Annotated in this window: 18 protein-coding genes; 6 read left to right on the forward strand and 12 right to left on the reverse strand. The window is 40.4% G+C overall.

Annotated elements, in window-relative coordinates; translation table 11 throughout:
* Positions 1 to 67: 67 nt before the first annotated feature.
* Positions 68 to 1,255, reverse strand: a complete 1,188-nt coding sequence (locus ACSLUH_RS14045; RefSeq protein WP_448568061.1) for an acyl-CoA dehydrogenase — start codon at positions 1,253 to 1,255, stop codon at positions 68 to 70.
* A 142-nt stretch (positions 1,256 to 1,397) separates the two neighbouring features.
* Between ACSLUH_RS14045 and ACSLUH_RS14050 the strand changes: the two genes are divergently transcribed.
* Complete coding sequence (locus ACSLUH_RS14050) at positions 1,398 to 2,234, forward strand: LysR family transcriptional regulator (protein ID WP_448568063.1); 837 nt, start codon at positions 1,398 to 1,400, stop codon at positions 2,232 to 2,234.
* Here the strand turns inward: ACSLUH_RS14050 and ACSLUH_RS14055 are convergent.
* Positions 2,227 to 2,913: a lysoplasmalogenase gene (locus ACSLUH_RS14055; RefSeq protein ID WP_448568065.1), complete on the reverse strand. Its 687-nt coding sequence runs from the start codon at positions 2,911 to 2,913 to the stop codon at positions 2,227 to 2,229. The genes ACSLUH_RS14050 and ACSLUH_RS14055 overlap by 8 nt on opposite strands.
* Before the next feature lie 270 nt (positions 2,914 to 3,183).
* On the opposite strand from ACSLUH_RS14055, the gene ACSLUH_RS14060 reads away from it, so the two are divergent.
* From ACSLUH_RS14060 to hppD, 4 genes are all read left to right on the forward strand, one after another.
* The gene (locus ACSLUH_RS14060) at positions 3,184 to 4,635 is read left to right on the forward strand and encodes a Gfo/Idh/MocA family oxidoreductase (protein WP_448568067.1); all 1,452 of its coding nucleotides are present in this window, start codon (positions 3,184 to 3,186) and stop codon (positions 4,633 to 4,635) included.
* A gap of 31 nt (positions 4,636 to 4,666) precedes the next feature.
* Complete coding sequence (locus ACSLUH_RS14065; protein WP_448568069.1) at positions 4,667 to 5,569, forward strand: nucleotidyltransferase family protein; 903 nt, start codon at positions 4,667 to 4,669, stop codon at positions 5,567 to 5,569.
* 23 nt (positions 5,570 to 5,592) lie between these two features.
* Positions 5,593 to 6,672 carry a phosphotransferase enzyme family protein gene (locus tag ACSLUH_RS14070; protein ID WP_448568071.1) on the forward strand — a complete coding sequence of 360 codons (1,080 nt, stop codon included), beginning with the start codon at positions 5,593 to 5,595 and terminating at the stop codon, positions 6,670 to 6,672.
* Between the two features lie 814 nt (positions 6,673 to 7,486).
* Positions 7,487 to 8,533, forward strand: coding sequence for a 4-hydroxyphenylpyruvate dioxygenase (hppD, locus tag ACSLUH_RS14075; protein ID WP_448568199.1), 1,047 nt, complete (start codon positions 7,487 to 7,489; stop codon positions 8,531 to 8,533).
* Positions 8,534 to 8,608: 75 nt separating this feature from the next.
* Here hppD and ACSLUH_RS14080 read toward each other — a convergent pair whose 3' ends face one another.
* The 3 genes from ACSLUH_RS14080 to ACSLUH_RS14090 all read right to left on the reverse strand — a co-directional run bounded on the left by ACSLUH_RS14080 (position 8,609) and on the right by ACSLUH_RS14090 (position 11,096).
* Positions 8,609 to 9,052 carry an excinuclease ABC subunit A gene (locus tag ACSLUH_RS14080; RefSeq protein WP_448568073.1) on the reverse strand — a complete coding sequence of 148 codons (444 nt, stop codon included), beginning with the start codon at positions 9,050 to 9,052 and terminating at the stop codon, positions 8,609 to 8,611.
* 344 nt (positions 9,053 to 9,396) lie between these two features.
* A complete protein-coding gene (locus tag ACSLUH_RS14085) occupies positions 9,397 to 10,179 on the reverse strand; it encodes a substrate-binding periplasmic protein (protein WP_448568075.1) in 783 nt (260 codons plus the stop codon).
* A 380-nt stretch (positions 10,180 to 10,559) separates the two neighbouring features.
* Entirely contained in the window at positions 10,560 to 11,096 is a 537-nt protein-coding gene (locus ACSLUH_RS14090) for a VOC family protein (RefSeq protein ID WP_448568077.1), read from the reverse strand.
* Positions 11,097 to 11,300: 204 nt separating this feature from the next.
* On the opposite strand from ACSLUH_RS14090, the gene ACSLUH_RS14095 reads away from it, so the two are divergent.
* Positions 11,301 to 11,765, forward strand: a complete 465-nt coding sequence (locus ACSLUH_RS14095; protein ID WP_448568079.1) for a MarR family winged helix-turn-helix transcriptional regulator — start codon at positions 11,301 to 11,303, stop codon at positions 11,763 to 11,765.
* A 182-nt stretch (positions 11,766 to 11,947) separates the two neighbouring features.
* Here the strand turns inward: ACSLUH_RS14095 and ACSLUH_RS14100 are convergent, their stop codons facing one another.
* The 7 genes from ACSLUH_RS14100 to ACSLUH_RS14130 form a co-directional block, all read right to left on the reverse strand.
* Positions 11,948 to 13,081, reverse strand: coding sequence for an HDOD domain-containing protein (locus ACSLUH_RS14100; protein ID WP_448568081.1), 1,134 nt, complete (start codon positions 13,079 to 13,081; stop codon positions 11,948 to 11,950).
* A gap of 208 nt (positions 13,082 to 13,289) precedes the next feature.
* Positions 13,290 to 14,363, reverse strand: coding sequence for a ketoacyl-ACP synthase III (locus tag ACSLUH_RS14105; RefSeq protein ID WP_448568083.1), 1,074 nt, complete (start codon positions 14,361 to 14,363; stop codon positions 13,290 to 13,292).
* A gap of 87 nt (positions 14,364 to 14,450) precedes the next feature.
* Positions 14,451 to 15,785, reverse strand: a complete 1,335-nt coding sequence (locus ACSLUH_RS14110) for a sensor histidine kinase (RefSeq protein WP_448568085.1) — start codon at positions 15,783 to 15,785, stop codon at positions 14,451 to 14,453.
* Complete coding sequence (locus tag ACSLUH_RS14115; protein WP_448568087.1) at positions 15,785 to 17,149, reverse strand: sigma-54-dependent transcriptional regulator; 1,365 nt, start codon at positions 17,147 to 17,149, stop codon at positions 15,785 to 15,787. Before ACSLUH_RS14115 ends, ACSLUH_RS14110 begins: the two co-directional genes overlap by 1 nt.
* Positions 17,150 to 17,209: 60 nt before the next feature.
* Positions 17,210 to 19,627, reverse strand: coding sequence for an ADOP family duplicated permease (locus ACSLUH_RS14120; RefSeq protein ID WP_448568089.1), 2,418 nt, complete (start codon positions 19,625 to 19,627; stop codon positions 17,210 to 17,212).
* Positions 19,628 to 19,636: 9 nt separating this feature from the next.
* Positions 19,637 to 20,341 (reverse strand): ABC transporter ATP-binding protein, encoded by a 705-nt coding sequence (locus ACSLUH_RS14125; RefSeq protein WP_448568091.1) that lies wholly within the window; start codon positions 20,339 to 20,341, stop codon positions 19,637 to 19,639.
* Positions 20,342 to 20,351: 10 nt separating this feature from the next.
* Positions 20,352 to 21,608, reverse strand: a complete 1,257-nt coding sequence (locus ACSLUH_RS14130) for an efflux RND transporter periplasmic adaptor subunit (protein WP_448568093.1) — start codon at positions 21,606 to 21,608, stop codon at positions 20,352 to 20,354.
* Positions 21,609 to 21,743: the final 135 nt, after the last annotated feature.

Consider the following 21,743-nt stretch of genomic DNA (forward strand, 5'->3'; position numbering starts at 1 on the left):
AGAAATAATGAACAAGGATAACGATTAAGTGATCGCATTAATCGTTATCCTTTCAGCAAGTTATTATTTAGAAAAACGCTTGTAGACCTGTCTGTGCTCTACCTAAGATCAAGGCATGAATATCATGTGTGCCTTCGTAGGTATTTACCGCTTCAAGGTTCATCATATGACGAATGACATGGAATTCATCACTAATACCATTACCGCCATGCATATCACGAGCAATGCGAGCAATTTCTAACGCTTTTCCACATGAATTACGCTTCACCAATGAAATAGCCTCTGGTGCCAACGCATCGGCATCCATTAAACGCCCGACTTGTAAACAAGCAAAAAGCCCGGTGGTGATTTCAGTTTGCATGTCAGCAAGCTTCTTTTGCACTAATTGTGTCGCTGCAAGTGGACGGCCAAATTGTTCACGATCTAGCGTGTACTGGCGAGCACTATGCCAGCAATACTCTGCTGCACCTAATGCCCCCCAAGCAATACCATAACGCGCCTTATTCAAGCAGCCAAAGGGGCCTGATAACCCTTGAACGTTTGGTAATAAGTTCTCTTGTGGAACAAAAACGTTATCCATGACCACTTCACCTGTGATTGAAGCGCGAAGTGAAAACTTACCTTCAATTTTAGGAGCCGATAAGCCTTCCATGCCTTTTTCAAGAATAAAACCACGAATCACACCATCAAGCTTGGCCCAAATAATAAAAATATCAGCGATCGGAGAGTTAGTGATCCACATTTTGTTACCGGTAAGTCGGTAACCGCCATCAACAGCGACAGCTCGAGTTGAAAGACTGGCAGGATCAGAACCCGAATTAGGCTCTGTTAAACCGAAACAGCCAATTAATTCTGCGGTAGCAAGCTTAGGTAAGTACTTCATTTTTTGCTCTTCGCTACCATAGGCGTAAATCGGGTGCATTACTAACGACGACTGAACACTCATCGCACTGCGGTAACCACTATCAACACGTTCAATTTCACGAGCAACTAAACCATAGGTAACATAGTTGACTCCAGCACACCCGTATTTTTCTTCGATCGTACAGCCAAGTAATCCAAGTTCACCCAGTTCTCTCATGATCTCTACATCAAAAGTTTCATTTCGATTAGCTTCAAGTACTCTCGGCATCAGTTTTTCCTGACAATACTGATGAGCACTGTCGCGGATCATGCGCTCCTCTTCAGAAAGAATTGAATCGAGTAATAATGGGTCTTGCCAATTAAAGCTTGGACGTTTTGCAGATGAAGACATGTGAAATCCCTATATAAGAATAACTATACCAAATTTAAAATTGACCACAGAATAGGCAAAACTTTGATAAAGTTAAAATATAATTTATCTTTACCTGATATAGTTTTTTTCTATAATAGAATTTTACCTGCAAAACATCATTATGGATTTACGCGCATTAAAATACTTTGTCGCGGTAGTTGAAAATGGCAGCTTTAGTGGTGCTGCAAAAGCCTGTTATATCGCTCAACCCTCAATTTCTGCGGCGATAAGTCAACTCGAAGACGAACTAAAAAAGCAGTTATTTGTTCGCCACACCCGCGGTATCGAAGTGACAGAACATGGTGACAAACTCTATCCATTGGCCTTGCAATTACTTGGGCAAGCAGCTGCGATCAAACAGAGTTTTATTAACCAAAAAGATAAGAGCACCTTTTTGCTTGGCGTCACTCGAGGTCTTGGCGTTAAACGGATGAGTGCTTTGCTGAAAGATTTTACTGGTGCACAGATTGATATGGCGCTTACCTTAGTTCCGCATCAAGAAAATTGTGATGCGCGGATCATATTAAAAGAAGAACTTAGAGCCGATGAAGAATATATTAACCTTTGGCAAGAAGATTACGTATTAGCTATCCCTAGCCGTTCACCACTGACATTACTTGATAAAGTGACCATCGCTGACTTACATCAAGTCGCGATTATTCAGCGCACACCATGTCTTGCCTGGCAAGCGCTAAATGAAACGTTAGCACTTTCTGGCGTGGAGTTAGATATTCGAGCAAGAATACAAACTATCGACTATGCCCTAGGATTGGTGAAAGCTGGTTTAGGGTGCGCACTCGTACCTGCGCACCCTGAGGTGTTAGAACATACTGATGTCGTCTTTCAAAGCATCGATGGATTAAAGCTTACGCGTGAAATCGTCTTAGCTTATGAAAAAATCAATCCATTGGTCGAAAACTTAAAGCAGATCGCTATGCAACATCAACAGCTTAACTAGGGTCAGTTGACCTTTCGCGGTTTAATTTGCCCCCTCTATCAGAAGATGCTAACCAAAAGCCAGTCACCAAACCAAGTTGCGCTAAATAGTAGGTAAACATAATGATACTATGATCAATTGGCGAGCTTAGATAAAACTTATTCAAGCCAATAATGGTATCCGAGATCACAAAGCTTACACCGCCAATAACCAGCCAATAGTTACGGTATGGACTGAGTAATGTTGAAATTGCCATACCAATTAACACGCTCATGTAAGCAAATACAGGGATAAACATCTCACCGAGATTCTCGAGCAGGCAAAAATAAAAGACCACTGCACCACTTAACAAATAAAACGAGATAACCAAGGCATTTGAAGACTGTTTGATTAACTTCAGTTGCGGTTTTATCGCGGCTATATACATTAGATGGGCAAGAAAAAAACTCGCTAAGCCATAAAGAAAATATTGTTCTCGTCCTGTGTCGAGCCAAATATCCCCCATGCTTGAGAATAATAATCCAATCAATAACCGCTTTTTAGCCTTGACGTTAACAAACTGAAACGTCATCAGAATCAACACCACAATCGGTAGAATTTTAATTAACCAACTAAATGAATATGGTGATAAATACGTGCTTACGATAAACAGCGATGCTAAGAAAGCAAACAGTACACGAGCTACAGAGAAGTTAATCATATCAAAGCTTTAGCAAATAATTTCCGCACTATTATTAGCACTATTCATCTTGATATACTAGAGCGTGCTGATCTTTGATGGACATTTTTGCAGCTGTTCATTTGAAATTTATACAAGACAGAGCCTATGTAATGTGGTTATTCCCAATAAATAGGCAATAACGAAGTAGAAATTTCAAATGGGCGCTGTCCTTCGGATAATGATTGTCAAATCGCGAGAATCCCAGTACGGTATAGAAAAAACAATAATTCGAACAGAACAGGGAATGCGATGAATTCAAACGACAGACGTCAATTTTTAAAAGCCATTGCCGCTGTATCAACAACAGCCATGGCAACAGGCTGTGCACAACAACCTTTAACCCCCAACCGCCAAGGTGCTAATCAGAAATCTGTCATTGGTTTAACAACAAAGTTAGACATTGTTAGGGTCGGTTTTATCGGTGTTGGAGAGCGCGGCTATGGCCATGTTCAGCATTTTTGTCATTTAGATGGCGTAGAAATTAAAGCCATTTGTGATATTGATCAACAAGTTGTCGATCGATCGCTAGCGTATATAAGCAAGCAAAACCTGCCACAACCAAGCCAATATACACAAGGTAATTTAGCCTATCGAGATATGCTAAATCGTGATGATATTGATATTGTCATTATCTCAACACCGTGGCGCTGGCATACCCCAATGGCGGTAGATACCATGGAAAGTGGCAAACATGCCTTTGTTGAAGTGCCAGCAGCGACCAGCATCGAAGAGTGTTGGCAATTGGTGAACACAGCTGAACGGACGCAAAAAAACTGCATGATGATGGAAAATGTTTGCTACGGCCGTGACGAGCTAATGGTGCTTAACATGGTCAGAAAAGGGTTATTCGGCGAGCTGCTTCATGGTGAAGCTGCCTATATTCATGAACTGCGCTGGCAAATGAAAGAGATTGAAAGAAAAACAGGTTCGTGGCGCACCCACTGGCATACTAAAGCTAACGGTAATTTATACCCTACCCATGGACTAGGGCCGATATCTCAATACATGAATATCAATCGTGGCGATCGTTTTGATTACCTAACGTCAACAAGCACTCCCGCTATTGGCAGAGCTGCTTATGCTAAACGAGAGTTTTCACCATCTCATCAACGCAACCAAGTAAATTACATTGCCGGAGACATGAATACCACGGTAATTAAGACAAAATTAGGGCGAACAATTATGGTACAACACGATACGACTACCCCAAGACCGTATTCTCGCCATAACTATATCCAAGGAACCAATGGCGCATTCTCTGGTTTCCCCAATAAAATTGCATTGGAGCATGTTCCATCACCGATCAAGCAGTTCTATCAACAACAGTACGAACAAAAACACCGCCAATGGTTAACCAATGGACAAAAGGGAAAGGCACCTAGTCATTATTCATACCACCATTGGGATCGCAACATGAAGCCATGGCAAAGCTATTATGATCATCCACTTTGGGTCCGAATGGGTGAAGAGGCTGAGCGCAATGGTGGTCATGGTGGCATGGACTTTTTAATGCTGTGGCGCATGGTGTATTGCTTAAGAAATGGTGAAGCACTTGATCAAGATGTCTATGATGCTGCTGCATGGTCGGCTATTATGCCGTTGAGCATAGCATCGGTTAACGATCGCAGTAATAGTAAGGATGTTCCAGATTTTACACGTGGGCAGTGGCAAAGTGCTGCACCGTTAGCCATTGTGAGCTAAGTGCTAACCATAAGATGATGAGGGAATAATCTTGTTAGACACCTTAGTTATTTTAGCCGCGGGAAACGGCAGCCGCTACGGAAGCCCAAAACAATTTGCCTTGTTTGGGCCAAAGCAACAACCGCTCTGGTTTTATAACATTGAACTTGCTTATCAAGCGGGCTACCGTAAGGTAATCCTGGTATGCCAGCGCAAGCACCAACAAGTCATTGAGCAACTCATTCACCAAGTTACTGATAATCAATCGACCTTTGAACAAGGTTTATTGAACATCGCTATTGTTTATCAAGATCCGAGTGATTTACCTTCGTCCTGCAAAAGCATAACCGAAACAGCTAAACCATTAGGCACTGCCCATGCGCTTTGGTGCTGTAGGCATCATCTAAAACATCCATTTACCGTGATTAATGGTGACGATTTTTATGGCCAAGCGGCATTTCAGTTAAGTCGAGATAAGTACAAAGCACAACCCAATAATCACTACCTGATAGCCTATCCAGTGAGTAAGACACTTTCTGTTTATGGCGGTGTTAATCGTGGCTTATGTCAGCTTGATCAAGACCTTCACCTTACTAATATCGTCGAAATCACCGACATCAGCGCGCAAAACAAGCAAATCAGTGGTGTAAACCACGCGGGTGACCTGGTGATTTTTAGTGATAAAGATTTAGTATCGATGAACTTTTGGACGTTTAATGTTTCAATCTTTAGCGCAATTGAAACGTTACTTAGCGAACAGTTTTCAATGCTTGGCGGCGAAAATGCTGAATGCTATCTTCCTGAAGCTGCGAAACGCCTGATCACATTAGAAGGCAATACCATTGAAGTTGTTGCTTCACATGACCTTTGGTTTGGCGTAACATACGCGGCAGATAGACAGACTGTCGATCAGCATCTAGCGTTATTATTTGAGAAAGGATTATTTGCTAATTAGCCCAGTTAATTAGCTCACATTATATGAGTATTGCCACTGCCCAGCCCCTATTGTCTAGCGTTTTAGCTAACTACAATTGTTGTATAGATGATTGCTCAGTCTCTCCATTAGGCAAAGGCTTAATTAACACAACGTATTTAGTAAGCTGCCCGACGAACAAATTGGTACTGCAAAAAATTAACCATCACGTTTTTACTAAACCCGATGATGTGGTTAATAACGCGAAACTCATTGCAAAGCACCTACAAAAAAAATATCAACAAGGCGCATATGCGTTAATACCGCTTGAGCAAGTTGCCAATCAAAATCAGCAATTATTAACGGAACAACAAGGCTATTGGCGCGTATTAGCCTACATTAAAAATTGTCGGACTCATGAGTTTGTTGAAACCGCCAAACAAGCTGAACAGGTCGCAGCAGCCTTTGCTCAGTTTACCAATGCATTAGGTGATTTTGACCCTCAAAAACTTAATATCATTATTAAAGATTTCCATCGTTTAGATTTTAGATTAGAACAGCTTAAATCGGCGATACAGGTTAATTTCGACGGGCGTTTATCTTCATGCCAACAATTGGTTGATTTTTGTTTAGCACAACGGGCGTTTATCGCTGAGGTCGCTGATTTAGAAGCAAGTTTACCATTGAGAGTCACGCACAACGACACCAAGATCAATAATCTGCTCTTTAGCGCCAGTACTAATGAGCCAGTGGCCGTCATTGACTTAGATACCTGTATGCCAGGGCTGGTGATGCATGATTTTGGTGATATGGTGCGAACGTGCTGCTCAAATCTCCCTGAAGATGGCAAACAAATAGAACGCATGAAAATACGTACAGACATCTTAAGCGCATTAGCCAAAGGCTATATAAGTGAACTAAAAGACACCTTAACGGAGCAAGAACAATCCAGCCTAGTTGTCGGCGCATTACTATTGCCCTATATGATTGGTATTCGCTTTCTAACCGATTACCTCAATGGTGACAGTTACTTTAAAACAAACTATGCTGAGCATAATTTCGTTCGCGCCAATAACCAATTACAAATGTACAAACTGCTTGAGCAAATGCGTACAAAAATCACGCAAAACATCAACTCATTCTAGCCCAATCACTTTTCGCTTCGCCCTTTATAAATAAGGTTAAAGGGCAATAATACCTATCAAGTTTACGATATATACGAATCCTAAATTTACATTCAACGTAACATTATTTTTACATTTATTTACAATAAACGTCGGTAAAATGGTAGTGGTTATTTGGCGAACTAAAATCTTTTTGTTAATCTTGAAATATCTCAGATGACCACTGAGATTTGCATTTTAAGCAGCCAATTAGCAAGCAAAGAAAAGGCAGTTACAGGGGTGTTGTTGCGTTATCAGTTAAGCTTGTTAGTTTATTTGCTTTATATAGCAGGCCAAGTTCTCCCCTTGGTCTGCTTTTTTCATTTATCATGAATTATCCTCATATCTATTCTTCCACATTAACGACCATCTACACCATTGCCGTATTCTGCCTTGAAAAAGTATTTGATAACAATTACTACCATAACGGCATAAATTAAAGTACAAAAATGATGCAAATTACCGGTATAGCTCTACACGATTAGCAAAAAAATTTGATCTAAATCAAGGTTTAATTAATCTCTTTTTTGCTTATTTATCATAACAATAAACTTTTCTGAACAGCATTCATCTACCACTGTAAACAATCGGAAACAGGTCAAAAAATAATATCCTTACTTTTTGTATAGTTATCGGCGTTGCTTACCTAGCATAAATAAATCGTAAAGGTAACTTTACTTCGAAAACCTCTCATAACCAGCCGCTAAATTGCTTTTTGGGCTCTAGGAATTGTGCGCTCAACCGCCAATAATAGTCACATATGATACTAAATTAGGCGATAGCCAAGAGGATATAAATAATGGATAACAACAACCCATTAAATTTATGCGGAATTGAATTCACTGAGTATGCAACTCCTGATGTAACTTTTATGGACAAAGTGTTTACCGATTTTGGTTTTTCCAAAACCAAAAAATTCAAAGGTAAAGATATCACCTACTATAACCAAAACGATATTCACTTTTTACTCAACAGGGAGCCTTCAGGGTTCGCCGCCGGCTTTGCTAAACAACATGGCCCTTCCATTTGCTCAATGGGCTGGCGTGTAAAAAATGCACAACAAGCTTTTGATATCGCCGTGGAGCGTGGAGCAAAACCTGCTAATGACACCACCAACAAAGATCTTCCCTATCCGGCAATATTCGGTATTGGTGACAGTCTTATTTATTTCATTGACCAATGGGGCGACACGGGTTCGATTTATGAAGACGATTTCGAACAGTTATCAGACCCTGTTATTGTTGAAGACAAAGGCTTTTTGGCCATTGATCATTTAACCAATAATGTTCACAAAGGTACCATGCAACAATGGGCTGATTTTTATAAAAACGTTTTTGGTTTTAGTGAAGTTCGCTACTTTGACATTAAAGGTCAAAAAACCGCATTATTGTCTTACGCATTGCAATCACCGTGTAAAACCTTCTGTATCCCAATTAATGAAGGTAAAGACGATAACAACAACCAAATTGATGAATATTTGGATGAATACAAAGGGCCTGGCGTACAGCATTTAGCCTTTTTAACCGATGATCTTGTTGCGTCTTTAGATAAGCTTGATAAGTCTTCAATTCAAACCCTTAACATCATGCCTGAATACTACGACAGTATTTTTGATCGCGTACCATGGGTTAAGGAAGATAAAGAAAAAATCAGACAGCATCAAATCCTTGTTGATAGCCAAGCAGATAATACTTATTTACTGCAGATATTTACTAAAAATCTCTTTGGGCCCATCTTCATTGAATTGATACAGCGAGTCAATGATCAAGGCTTTGGTGAAGGTAACTTCCAAGCGCTATTTGACTCAATAGAGTTAGATCAAATGGAGCGTGGTGTTATCTAACGGTAACTTATTGACGATTTAATATAGAAAGCCTTTGGCGACTTATATTTCCAAAGGCTTTCTATTATTATGAAACTAAATTTTTACCAACGTCCCTTTAAGAGTAACCCCTGCAATAACATTGCCAGCACCACATTCAAATTCAGTCTCAGAGATAAACTCTCGTTTTTTATAATAAGATTGAATATTAACGACAGCATTCATCCCTTCACGTTTGGCTCTTTCTTGAAGCGCCTTAAGTGCACTTAGCATCACCCACTCACAAGCTTCTAGATCTGATTTCATAAAGGCATTCGTTTTTTTATTCGTCATCACTTCACCATACGTACTTTGCGTCTCGCCGTGCGCTTGCGTACCAAAATAAAGTTTAATGTCACTATGTAAGGCCTGTTTTGCCTTTTGACTTTCTAGAAGTGTTGGTATTGAATATTGTCCAATGTCATCTTTAGCCATAACATTTAACGAAAGAGCAGCTAAAGTAACAACGCCTAAACGACTCATTTTTGATAAAAAGTTCATAAAGTTCCTTTTTGGTATCTAATTGAAAACGTTGTATTATACACATTTACCTATAAGTTTCACTTAATTAGCTGTGGAATACTCCTTGCTATTTATATCTCAGATTTAAAAACGGCCATTTAATGAGATTGGTTGATGAGGATAAATTGAATTCCACTAGGCCGTTTACTCAGCCAGATTAGCCCTTATAAAAATCAGTGTAAGAAAACATCTCTAACTATTCAGTAAAACAAATGTGTAAACACATTCTAACCATCATCATAATATTGATTCATTTAGCAATATTATCATAAAGACTTTAACACTCAGCATCATGTTAGCTCTATATTGTATCTGTCAAATAATTAATGAACATACCTTTCTATAATGCGTTGAAACGCACTATTTTGCTTAAGCTCAATAATGGCATTGTTAAATTGAGGAAGTAAGTCTTTGTGCTCACTTCTCAAACGGATATGCAAAAATCCGTCACTGTGCAATTGGTCAAACTCAAGAGATACCCCTAATTTTTCTGCCCAATAGAGCGCAGGTAAATCTCCAAGAATAGCATGTTCGATGCGTCCTGACGCCAAGGCTTGCACAATCGCTTTTTCGCTCGGAAAATCATCTCGTTCAAACAGTGCTTCGTCATGATAATAATAGCCACTTACCGTACCAATTCTAAGCTTAGGATTATCTTTGCTTAATTCAAATGTCTCTTTATCCGATGTCTTTAAACTGACGAAATATTCTTTGATCGGTAATATCGGCATGCTAAATACAAAACCACTTTGATCGATGCCATCAGGCAACCACTGAGGGTTCAAAAAATCAAAATCTATTAAACCTTTTTCTAGCGAAAAATTAGTACGTTTAGGTGGTAAAATAACTGACTCAGCTTCAATCTGAGCCTTATGTAAAATTAAATTGGTGATCTCAGGAATAATACCCGGCTGATCTTGATTAGGAATATAATAAGGTATCCACGCACCAGACCCAGAAGGCGCATATTTGAGTGGTTTACTGTCGAGTTTAATAGGTAAATTTTGATTAGCACTTACCGAAACATTGAAAACAAGGTAGCAAAAAATCGTCGATATCAACACGATTTTTTTTAAGTGTGCATTCAACGTCTCAATACATACCATTAATTGCCAACCACCTTTCAACAACAAAATTCATGGCTATATAAAGATAGTAGCGCAATAGTACCAAAATTAATATCTCATAAGATGGTAAGTGTTATGTTCGATTATTGAACTCTTAAGAGTAAGCGAGCAAAAAGAAGGTTAAAAAGGAAGCTTGGTTAATCCCCATAAATAGGCAATAACGAAGTAGAAATTTCAAATGGGTGTTGTCCTTCGGATTCGTTTAAACGTGATTTACTCTTTGTTTTAGCTCATTTGTATAGAATAACTATACGGTATTCGCTAGCCTCGATTAAATCACGTTTAACTCGAACAAAATTTGTACCGCAAAGATCAACACGCTCTAGTGTTCAGCTGGACAGGTAAAACGCAATTCGCCACTAAGCAAATTCTTCCTCATGCAACCATGCAGCATGTTTAGGTGCTTTTTTGGTTTGACTCCATTCTTCAAGCATTTTTGGGGCTACCGCTTTTAGCTGTTTCATTTGCTCTTCGTTTCCACAAACGTAAGTTAACTCCAAACGATGACCATTAGGATCAAAAAAGTAGATCGACTCAATGATGCCATGTTTAGTAATACCAACAACATCAATTCCCTTCGCCTCTAACTCTGCTTTAGCGGCCTCTAATGCAGCCCTATCTTTTAATCTAAAGGCAATATGTTGAACCCAGTCAGGGGTATTTTCATCACGGCCCATTTTAGGTGAATTAGGTAGCTCGAAAAACGCAAGAATATTGCCATTGCCCGCATCTAAGAATAAATGCATGTAGGGATCCGGCGCTTTTGTCGAAGGAACTTTATCTTCGGCGATTGCCACCAAAAATTCCATATTGAGTACATTTTGATAAAACTCTACGGTTTCTTTTGCATCATGGCAACGGTAGGCGACATGGTGAATTTGCTCTAGTTGAATCATCAGTTATTCCTTTTTCATGTAAATTATAGTAACAAATGTTACCAAATTAACGATAACAAACCGTGATCTCGATCAAACATAAAGCAAATTCGCCATCGATGTGACTCGATATTCCCTGACGCGAGATTTTTATCGCCAAGTAACTTAAATTTTTGATACATTAACGATTAACTATTGATTGTGCCTACGATGTTTATTAAAGCTATGTCCCTATTAAAACTTGATGATTTTTTTCCTTATCGATTAACTCACTTACAAGCACTAGTGACAGATAACATAGCACAAATCTACACAGGACAATTTGATCTTTCCCGTCAGCAGTGGCGAGTTTTGGCTGTTTTAGGCAACAATGCCCCGCTTTCTGCGAAAGAAATAAGTGAACAAGCCAACCTAGATAAAATGCCGACCAGCAGAGCCATTAATGGCATGTTAGAGCAAAAGTTACTTGATAAAATGGCGCACGATGGTGATAAACGTTCTTCACTACTGACCTTAACACGTAAAGGGCAAGGAATTTATCAACAACTCGTGCCGTTGGCACTCAAAAGAGAACAAGAACTGCTTTCAGTATTAAGTGCAGAAGAACAACTCCAGTTAACCAAAATGTTTGAAAAATTGGCCACCCAATCTCGTAAACTTGCACAACAAGATAGCCGTAATAATCGCTAAATAACTTCAGATTTGGATAAGAAATAGCACGAAAAAAATAAAATCAGAGCCTTAAGTTTACGGTGACTTTCTAGCGCGCTACTTTTTGCTTAATTCAAGGCGTATTGTTGTAGGAATAGCCAGCTATTTCACGACAATACAACGCAGAAGTAAGTAAAAATAGGCGTTAGAAATGCCTTAAACTAAGAAGAAAGCAAGGTTAAGCCAAACTGCTGGGCTTTTTCAGAACCGTTCAACATCTCAAGACGCTCTTGGTATCCCTGCGTATCCAGCTTTCCACTAGAGAGCAATACCGTTAATTCAGCTAACAAATTGGCTTGATAAACAATAAACGCTAATTGATTATCGGGTAGTTTGTGCGAGATTTCACTACCCGAAAGATAATCTTTGGCAGAGTGCCTTGCAAAGGTTAGCTGAAGTGAAAGTGCGCGTGTAATCGTCTCAGGAAACTGCCAATAAGTTGCAATATCGTAAGAAAGTTTTTTAGCATGTTTTATCAACATTTGTTGGAATGCTAAGGTATTAGGGTTGTGCTCAGGGCCAACATATTCAAAAGCGTCCAGTAAAATTTGAAAAATAATCATCTCACCTAAATTACAAATTAGGCCAATAAAATAAGCACTGTTGGCATCTTGCTTAGGGTCGTTGATTAAGGCAAGTTGCTTGGCATATTCAGCAGTGGTTAAGCAATGCTGCCAAATATTTTCGCCAAAACGACGATAGTAAATTGTCGCACTGGGAACAAAGTTCTTTAAATAGCTTCTAACGACACCTTCCATTAATCCTTGACTGCCCATCGCCATAAAAGCTGACTTTAAATCCGTCACTGGTTTTGCGCCGCGATGTATGCCTGCGCTATTCGCTAACTTAATCACATCCGCCGCCATACTCGGCTCATGACTGATAATATCGATCAGTATATCGACATTAAAGTCTGGATTATTAAGCTCTTTCATTAACGTGGTTACCGAATAAGGTAAGACCGGTAAAGCTTCTAAAAGCGGCGAGGGTTCCACAAAGAGATTTTCGATTGCTTGATAAACCTGATCCGTTAACGGATCAGCCAATGAATTATCAATAACTTCGCCAAACAAAAAACCATAAAATGATCTTAGGTGATCTGCTTGTATATCGGCTTGTACGATCACCTTTGAAGGCTTTACAGGCGGATATGAAGACCCAATAACGGATCGACCGTCATCTTTTTTATCTACTGATTCTGTTTGAGGACGACTTTCTTCAAAATAAAAATAATTCGCCGATGTTGCTGTCTGTAGAGTATCCGAAAATAGGCTTTCAATTACGCGCTTAAACACGCCAGCTCCTTTATTTTTATCGTTAGTGACGCTAGGGTCTGTTGATCTTGGTTTGTGTTTTCTGCAAAAGGCTATTTTGGATAATGATAAAGCAGCGTGAGCGATGTTTGGTTAATCCAAATGAGCAAACGCTAATGCCGCGAATTTTTAAAAATAGCCATTGCCCCTTTCGTTATTTAATAAAGTATAGACAGTTTTCAGCGTAACCCTACTCAGCCGACTTATTGGCGATGATTTCTCGCACTAACGCTAAGCCACTTTGATGGCAAGGTGGCAAGTCAATGTCAGTTGCTTGTTTAGGTACTGTCCGCTGTCCCCATTTAACAATATGAGCACTCCACGTTAATCCTCCGCCAAATGCTGGCATCAACAAGTTATCACCAGCGCTAACATGCCCTTCTTCAACAGCTTCAACGAGCGCAACTAAAATAGTGGCTGCTGACATGTTGCCATATCTTTCTATATTAACAAAAACCTTGTCTTTATCCATTTGCAGCTTTTTGACTAAGGTATCAATGATGCGCAAATTTGCTTGGTGTGGCACAACGAGATTAATGTCGTTTGGCGTCAACCCTGATTTTTCTAGTACTTTTTCACAAGCCTGCGCCATACCCGACACGGCTTTTTTAAATATCTCTTGTCCTAAAAACGCCCAGTTCGATTCACCAAAATAGCGCTGTTGATTGGCATACTTCATTCCCCACCCCTGAACAGACAAAATATCACGAGAGTCACCATAGCACCCCAGTGATTCAGCCAACACGCCCGACTGCTCTTCATCAGCTTCTAAATACAAGGCCGCTGCACCATCGCCAAAAAGTACGGCAACGTCTCGATTAGACCAATCCATGATCGGTGAAATACATTCAGCACCGATCACCAAAGCCGAGTTCACCACACCACTTTTAATCATCGACGTCGCCACCGTTAAGCTGTACATACCACCTGTGCAAGCGGTACTGACATCAATACAAGCGGCATTTTCAGCGCCAAGTAAGCGTTGAACATTGGAAGCAGCATTGGGGCATATTTCATCTGCGGTAGTCGTACCAAAAACGATTAATTCAACATCTTTCGCGTTTTTTCCGGCTGCTGCTAGCGCTCTAGCACATGCAACATGCGCTAATTCGCTCACTTGAACGTGCGACACACGTCTTTCTTTCATGCCGGTTCTTGTGGTGATCCACTCGTCATTGGTGTCGAGAAATGTCGCAAGGTCATCGTTGGATAAAATAGCGGGAGGTAGGCACTTACCCCAACCACTGATAATGGCATGTGTCATGATAAAGCTCATTCAATAAATAGCGTGAACACTAACGCTATGTATAAATTTAGTTAGTTATAGAATAGAGGCCTGACCAGAGAAAGTCTACTGCTTTGGTAAGCGTTCAACGTCGCTCGGTTGGTAGTTAGGTAAGGTAATTTGCGCACAACATCCTCCTTGTGCGCGATTAGCAAGCGACAAGTCCCCACGATGTGCTTCAATGATTTGACGACTAAGTACTAAACCAATACCAGAGCCGTTCGCTTTTGTTGAATAAAACGGGACGAATAAGTTAGTCGCTTTCTCGATACCCGGCCCATCATCACAAATGGTTAATACAAACTTTGATTGTTCAACCGCCCAATCAATTGTTACCTGAGTGCCTGCTTCAATACCATTTTTGATCAAATTTATTAACACTTGCTCAAACATTGCAGGATCTATATACAGAACAACATCTTCACAGCCCTTTAGTTCAATTTGTTGAGCTTTAAACAAACGACACGCGCGTTGAATGATCGGCTTCACTTCAATAGGTTGTTTATTGGGTTGAGGCAATTTAGCAACTGTTGCATAACGTTTAATAAATTCATTTAAACGTTCACTGCGCTGAATAATAATATTCAAGCCTTGGTTAACATCCTCTAGCCAATCACTTTCTCGTGGCGTTTGATTAACCACCGTTAATAATGTCTGGCTCAATGAGGAGACCGGATAAAGCGAGTTATTCACCTCATGAGAAATCACCCGCATGATATTTTTCCAAGCGTTAAGCTCTTCATCACGCAGTACTTGTTTTATGTCGTGAATAAACAGAAGTTTTCGTTCGACCCCATGATCAATATAACCATCGCAACGCACTTGCCAACGCCCTTTAGCGCCAGCAAACTCATGTTCAATTACTTGGTTTCTTTTATCAATGATCAAGTCCGCTAAGCCCAAAGATGTTGCCGAGGCACCGACAACCTCATCACTGCTAAGCGCCATTAGCTGTGTCGCTGCTTTATTGGCGAGTTTTACTTGGCTTAATCCGTCAAAAGCAAATATCGCAACATTAATTTCGCTGATCACTTTATCAAGCAATCGATAGGCTTCTTGTGAGGCTAAGCGTTGTTCTCTCAAAGACTGAGCAAGCTTGTTAATTTGTTCAACCAGCTCAGATAACGCATCATCATTATGACTACGACTGCCACGCAAACTAAAATCACCAAGATGAATTGCTTCAACTAGATTACTTAAGGTCTGTAATTGAAAGTTAACTTGAGAACGCACCGCAAAAGCAAAACCAAATACTGAAAGAATCAACAGCAAGGAAATCAACATCTTACCATACATAGATAAATTTACTTGCCACAGTAAGGCAAGGGCTATGATAAGGCTTGGTAAGGCGGCCGCAAAGACATACCGATATATCTTAGCGGCATAATTAGGGCTGGTCATTACAATCCAAATTTTTCCATGCGACGATAAAAGGCACTTTTACTATAACCTAGCGACAATGCCGCGTCTCTAGCATTGCCTTTGTATTTTCGTAAAACTATCTCTATCAACTTTTTCTCTGCTTGCTCCATGGTAAGATCTGCCCAATCTTCATCGCTTGACTTGCTTGAGCTTGACCGCTGTGCCGGCAACATTAAATCATCGTCATCAATAACATCAGAGCGCGCTAATAATACTGCCCGTTCTATCACATGATTAAGTTCTCTAATATTACCCGGCCACGCATAATCGAGAAGACTTTGCTGCGCTTGCACTGAAAACGATAGTGCACGTTGACCTGCATACTTTTTAAGAAACATTAACGCCAAAGGAATAATGTCCTCTTGACGCTCAGTTAAGCTCGGTAGTTTTATTTCGATACTGTTAAGTCTAAATAACAAGTCACGGCGAAATAGCCCTTGCTCTTCCATTGCCACTAAGTCGCCATTCGTGGCACTAATCACCCTTACATCTGCTTGCTGCTGTTGGCTTGAGCCGAGTTTTTCAAACTCGCCACTCTCTAACACTCGCAGCAACTTCGCTTGTTGAGACATTGGGATATTGGCAATTTCATCCATAAACAAAGTGCCACCATCTGCCAACTCTATACGTCCTAAACGATTTTGTTTAGCATCGGTGTAGGCCCCTTTGACATGGCCAAAAAGCTCAGATTCAAAAACCTGTTCATTTATCGCCCCCATATTAACGCTAACAAAGTTCGCCCCTGCTCTGTTGGAGTTATGATGAATTAATTGCGCTAACTGACTTTTACCGGTGCCGTTATCACCAGTGATTAAAATGTTGATGTCAGTCGCAGCAATACGCTCTACCAAATCCATGACTTGTTTCATCGCACTCGATTGACAGATCCAGTGTTCAGGCCACTGCTGTTGACGGCTTAATTGTTGTTCATTTTCTAATAAATGGGTGGTTTTTTGACTTTGACTTAGTTTGATCTGGTTATTAATCGTGATCAGTAAACGATTATTATCACATGGCTTTTCAATAAAGTCGTTGGCACCACGTTGCATCGCCCTGACGGCAATTTCCACCGTTGCCCAGCCAGTCATCACCACTATGGGTACATACTCATCTTGCTGACGAATCGCATCAATAAGCGCTAGCCCTTCTTCGCCAGAGGTGGTATCAAAATGATAATTTAAATCGATTAATAACAATGAATAGGCATTATTTTTTAAGGCGTTAATAGCCGCTTCAGGCGATTGTACGGTATCGCAAATAAAACCTTCACTTTTTAGGTGCAATTTAATTGCTGAAAGAATTGCAATATCGTCATCGGCTACTAATATCGAGTGTTTTTTCATAATATTTTTGTTGGGCTATTAATATCGTCATCTCATATTAATAGCCCTATTACCCTCAAATTATTCGTATCTTAACGCATGGTTAGGTTCAACGCTTAGTGTCTTTTTAGCAGGGATCAAGGTCGCAATAATCGTCGTTGCTATAATCACACTAGAGACAATCAAGCATACCACAGGGAAGTAACCAGACAACGCCATTAAGTTACCTGAAATAACCTTCACACCAAAGAAGCCAACCGCAGCACCAGTAACACCACCAAAGAGCAACAACCAAGCAGATTGTTTCGCTAACAACTTATAGATATTGCTATCAGTTGCGCCTAATGCTCTTCTGACGCCAAATTCTTGCGTACGACGGGTAACATTTTGACTCATCACCCCAAAAATACCAGCCGAAGCTAATAACAATGCCAAGACACCAAAGACAATAAATAAGTGGCCAACAAACTGAATCCCCATGACACGACGATACAATTTATCTTCAAATGAAATCACTTCAAACATTGGAATATTAGCATCTAATTTACCGGCAACTTCTTTCAACATTTTTTGATACTGGTATGGGTCACCTTGTACTTTAATGGCAACGTTATGCCATGTATACGCTAACTGACTGCTCGGTACATAGACTGCTGGCATCGTATATGCGTTGCCAAATGGTTGTTGATGTACGACATGATCAACAACTCCAATAATCGTACGCCATTTTCGTTTATCATCATTTGGCCTGATTTTGATACGTTTACCTATCGCTGACTCATTCGGAAAATATTTTTTCGCAAAGGTACTCGAGACGATAACCACTTGTTGTGATTCATCTGTATCACGATTATCAAATTCACGCCCTTCCAATAACGGAATATTTAACACTGAAAAATAGGTGCTGTGTGCGCTAATAAATAATGAACGATTAGAGACACCTTGTGTCGCTTCCAACCCTTCAACTTTAATCGGTTCACGACCTGAAGCTCTACCCGGTAACGCTGAACCCACCGTTGCCGCAATAACACCCGGTTGCTGATTTAGGGCGTTTATTAAGCGTTGTTGATACTGATAACGACTTTCTTGATTACTGTATTGATCATTATCAAGGGCAAATTGCGCTGTTAAGAAGCCTTTAGTATCTGAACCGTAATCCGCTTCAATAGCACTATTAACCCCAATAATCAAAGCACCAGCAACGATTAAAACTGCGCAAGATAAGAAGATTTCACCGCCAATCAATAGTCGACTTAGTTTGCCAGCTTTTTTGCCTAGTGCGCCACGCGTACCATCGCGCAACACTTGATTGACATCACTGTCTGAAGACTTAGCAACCGGAAATAAGGCAATCAATATAGCGGTTCCAAGTACAATCCAAAGTGCAGCGATTAGCTCTTCACTGCCTAAAGTGAATGTCCACCACGGCGCTAACCAACCGCCCATGTTATGGAAAATAGGGCGAGTGACATCTAAGCCCCAACCAGCAATTAATACCCCAAAGACACCACCAATTAGACAAATAATTAACGTTTCGATCAACATTTGACGAACAATACGATATTTCGGCGCACCTAGTGCCGTGCGGATAGCAAACTCTTTACTGCGTTCACTTGCACGTGCCAACATAAGATTGGCAACATTGGCTACCACAAGAATTAAAACAAATAGGGTTGCACCCACCATCATATAGATAATTGGCATCGAATTATCCATCATCATTTTCACAGGAGTACGCACATTAACGCCGATAGTGCCATTACTTTCTGGGTATAACTGAGCAATTTCTTTAGCATAAGTCGATAACTCAGCTTGAGCTCTTTCTAAAGATGTTCCTTCCTTTAATTGTCCTAGAATAGTAATGCGCCACCCTTGCCCTGCTTTTTGATTTTTAGGCATAGTCAACGGTTGCCAAACATCTTGATTCATCGGGTAGGCATAGCCTTCCTGCATTACTGCAATGATTTTGGTAGGTTTTCCATCTAGCTGTGTTGTTTTACCCACAATATCACTATCACCATTAAAGTAATCTTGCCATAAACGATGACTGATAATAGCGACCGCTTCACTCCCTTCATAACTGTCGTTTTCGGTAAAAGTTCGACCTTGAGCAATACTAATTTGTCCATCAAATAAATTAAAGGCTTCTGGTTCCATCATCACAGCGTCGTAACGGGCTGCAGTATTACCATCAGATAAAGTTACCGAAGCATTAACATACGCAGAAAACTTATCAAAACTTTGCTGCTTTGCTTTCATATACTCGTAGTCATGCGCATAAATACTGCCACCGTTTTGTTCAAAGCCATCAATAACTGCATCAATTACCATTAAACGATCATAGTGGCTAATGTCTAAATCTTTGTAGGCTAACAAGTTAACGATAGCAAACATGTAGATGGCTAATCCTAAGCCTACCGATATCACTAAAATAGTTAACGCGCTAAACCCGGGCGTTTTCTTTAACATGCGGATCGCATAATTTATATCACTAAACATAATGAACTCCTAAGCGGCACTGGATGTGCTAACACTATCTTCGACGATTTGACCGTCAAATAGGCTTACGGTACGTTGCGCTTCACCAGCGCCGCGTGGGTCGTGGGTTACCATACAAATGGTTGCTCCACCTTTATGCAGCTTCGCCAATAGTTCCATTACCATTTGTGCATTCTTGGAATCTAAGTTACCGGTTGGTTCATCCGCCAGTAATAAAGAAGGAGAACCCGCTAACGCTCTGGCGATTGCAACCCTTTGCTGTTGACCACCTGAAAGTTGCGATGGAAAATGCTTCTTACGATGGGCCATATCCACTTGTGCTAACGCATCATCGACACGTTGTTGAATTTCATCCTTTGATAAGTCATTACGATACGTCAATGGCAATTCAACGTTTTCATATACCGTTAGATCAGAAATCAGGTTAAATGATTGAAAAATGAAACCTATTTCTTTATTTCTCAGCCCTGCACGTTCAACCTTAGACAATCCCGTCGCTTGGTGGCCATTAATTTGATATTCCCCTTCGGTGGCAACATCTAATAAGCCAATCAGTGATAACAAGGTTGATTTTCCGCACCCAGAAGGGCCAGTGATCGCGACATACTCTCCCTGATTAATCGTTAAGTTAATATTCGATAACGCCAGTGTTTCAATTTCATCTGTCGTAAAGGTTTTGGCAATTTGTTTTAGTTCAATAACTGGTTTAGACATGATAGCTCCCCTAATTAATTAAAATAGTTTGATAATTTGCCCAGTCACTGGTATCTGAAATCACCAATTGATCTCCTTGTGATACACCAGACAAAATTTCAATTTGATTGGTTGATGTTTTGCCGACGTTAACCGCGACTTTTCTGGCGATACCCGCTTCATCAACTTTAAAAATGGTGTTCGCACTATTGGCTTTCACAAATGCTGGTCGCGTTGCAAATAGCGTTTGAGCGATATTAGTAACCGTGATTTCACCGACAACACTTAGATCAGGTCGCGCATTAGCGGTTAATTCACCTAACAATTTGATATCAACTTGCACATTACCATTAACCACTCCTGGATCGATGCGAGTTACTACACCTTCAATCACACCATTGCGAGTGTCTATTTTTGCTAGCTGATCAATGGCAACATCACCTGACAACAATTCAGGAATTTGAATCTCTGCTACTAAACTTTTAGGGTCAGCGATTTTGGCAACGTTATGACCAATATTCACTTGCTGACCAAGCTCTAACGCAGACTCTTGCACGATACCTGGCATTGACGCATAGATAGTTAAGTTGTCCACTTGCTGCTTAGCACGATTGAGAATATTTTCCAGACGATTCACTTCCGCTTGCTTTGCTAACAATTGAGCCTCGGCATTGGCAATACTTTTCATCGCAACTTGTTGTTCAATTTGCCAATTGCGCTCAAGTTGTTTTACATTCAATTGTGTTTTTTGATAATCAATTTTCGACACCACACCACTTGCCTGCTCTAACAATGTTGTCTCAGCCTTTAGCTGCAAAGTAGCGCTCTCGTAGGCAAATTGTGCGCGCACGACTCGAGCTTCTTGGTTTAGTTTTTCTGCATCTAAACTCACGCTTAACGCATTGAGTTTTGCCAGCTCCGCTTCATAAGCCCAACGGGTTTCATCGGCTCTTTGCAAAAGCTCTGGATTAGATAAGCGCACCAAAGGCTGACCTTGTTCAACTTTAGCGCCAGCTTTTACCCAGACTTGTTCAACGCGTCCGGCGACTTGAGCAGCAAGCCATTGAATATTATCGGGTACTAACACGCCATTTCCCGATACCCTTACTTCCATAGGACCTTTCTCAACTTTAGTGACCATAACGCGATCTTTTGACACGGTTAAATCTACATCCGTTTGACCACTGGTATACCAGATAATAGCGGCAACAAATACAACCAATGCCCCCACTTGCATTGTTCTGCCACCAAACACAGGATTACGATTTTTCTTTCTTACAACATCCATAACGTTAAACCTTTAAACACCTTATAAAGGTAATAGAGCACAAACAATGCCAAACAGTTCAAGCTATTGAAATATAAAACTTAAATAACAAAAAGAAGTGCAAAACCACTTACTTTTCCCACTGATGGGAAAATA

The sequence above is a fragment of the Thalassotalea ganghwensis genome (assembly GCF_053485795.1).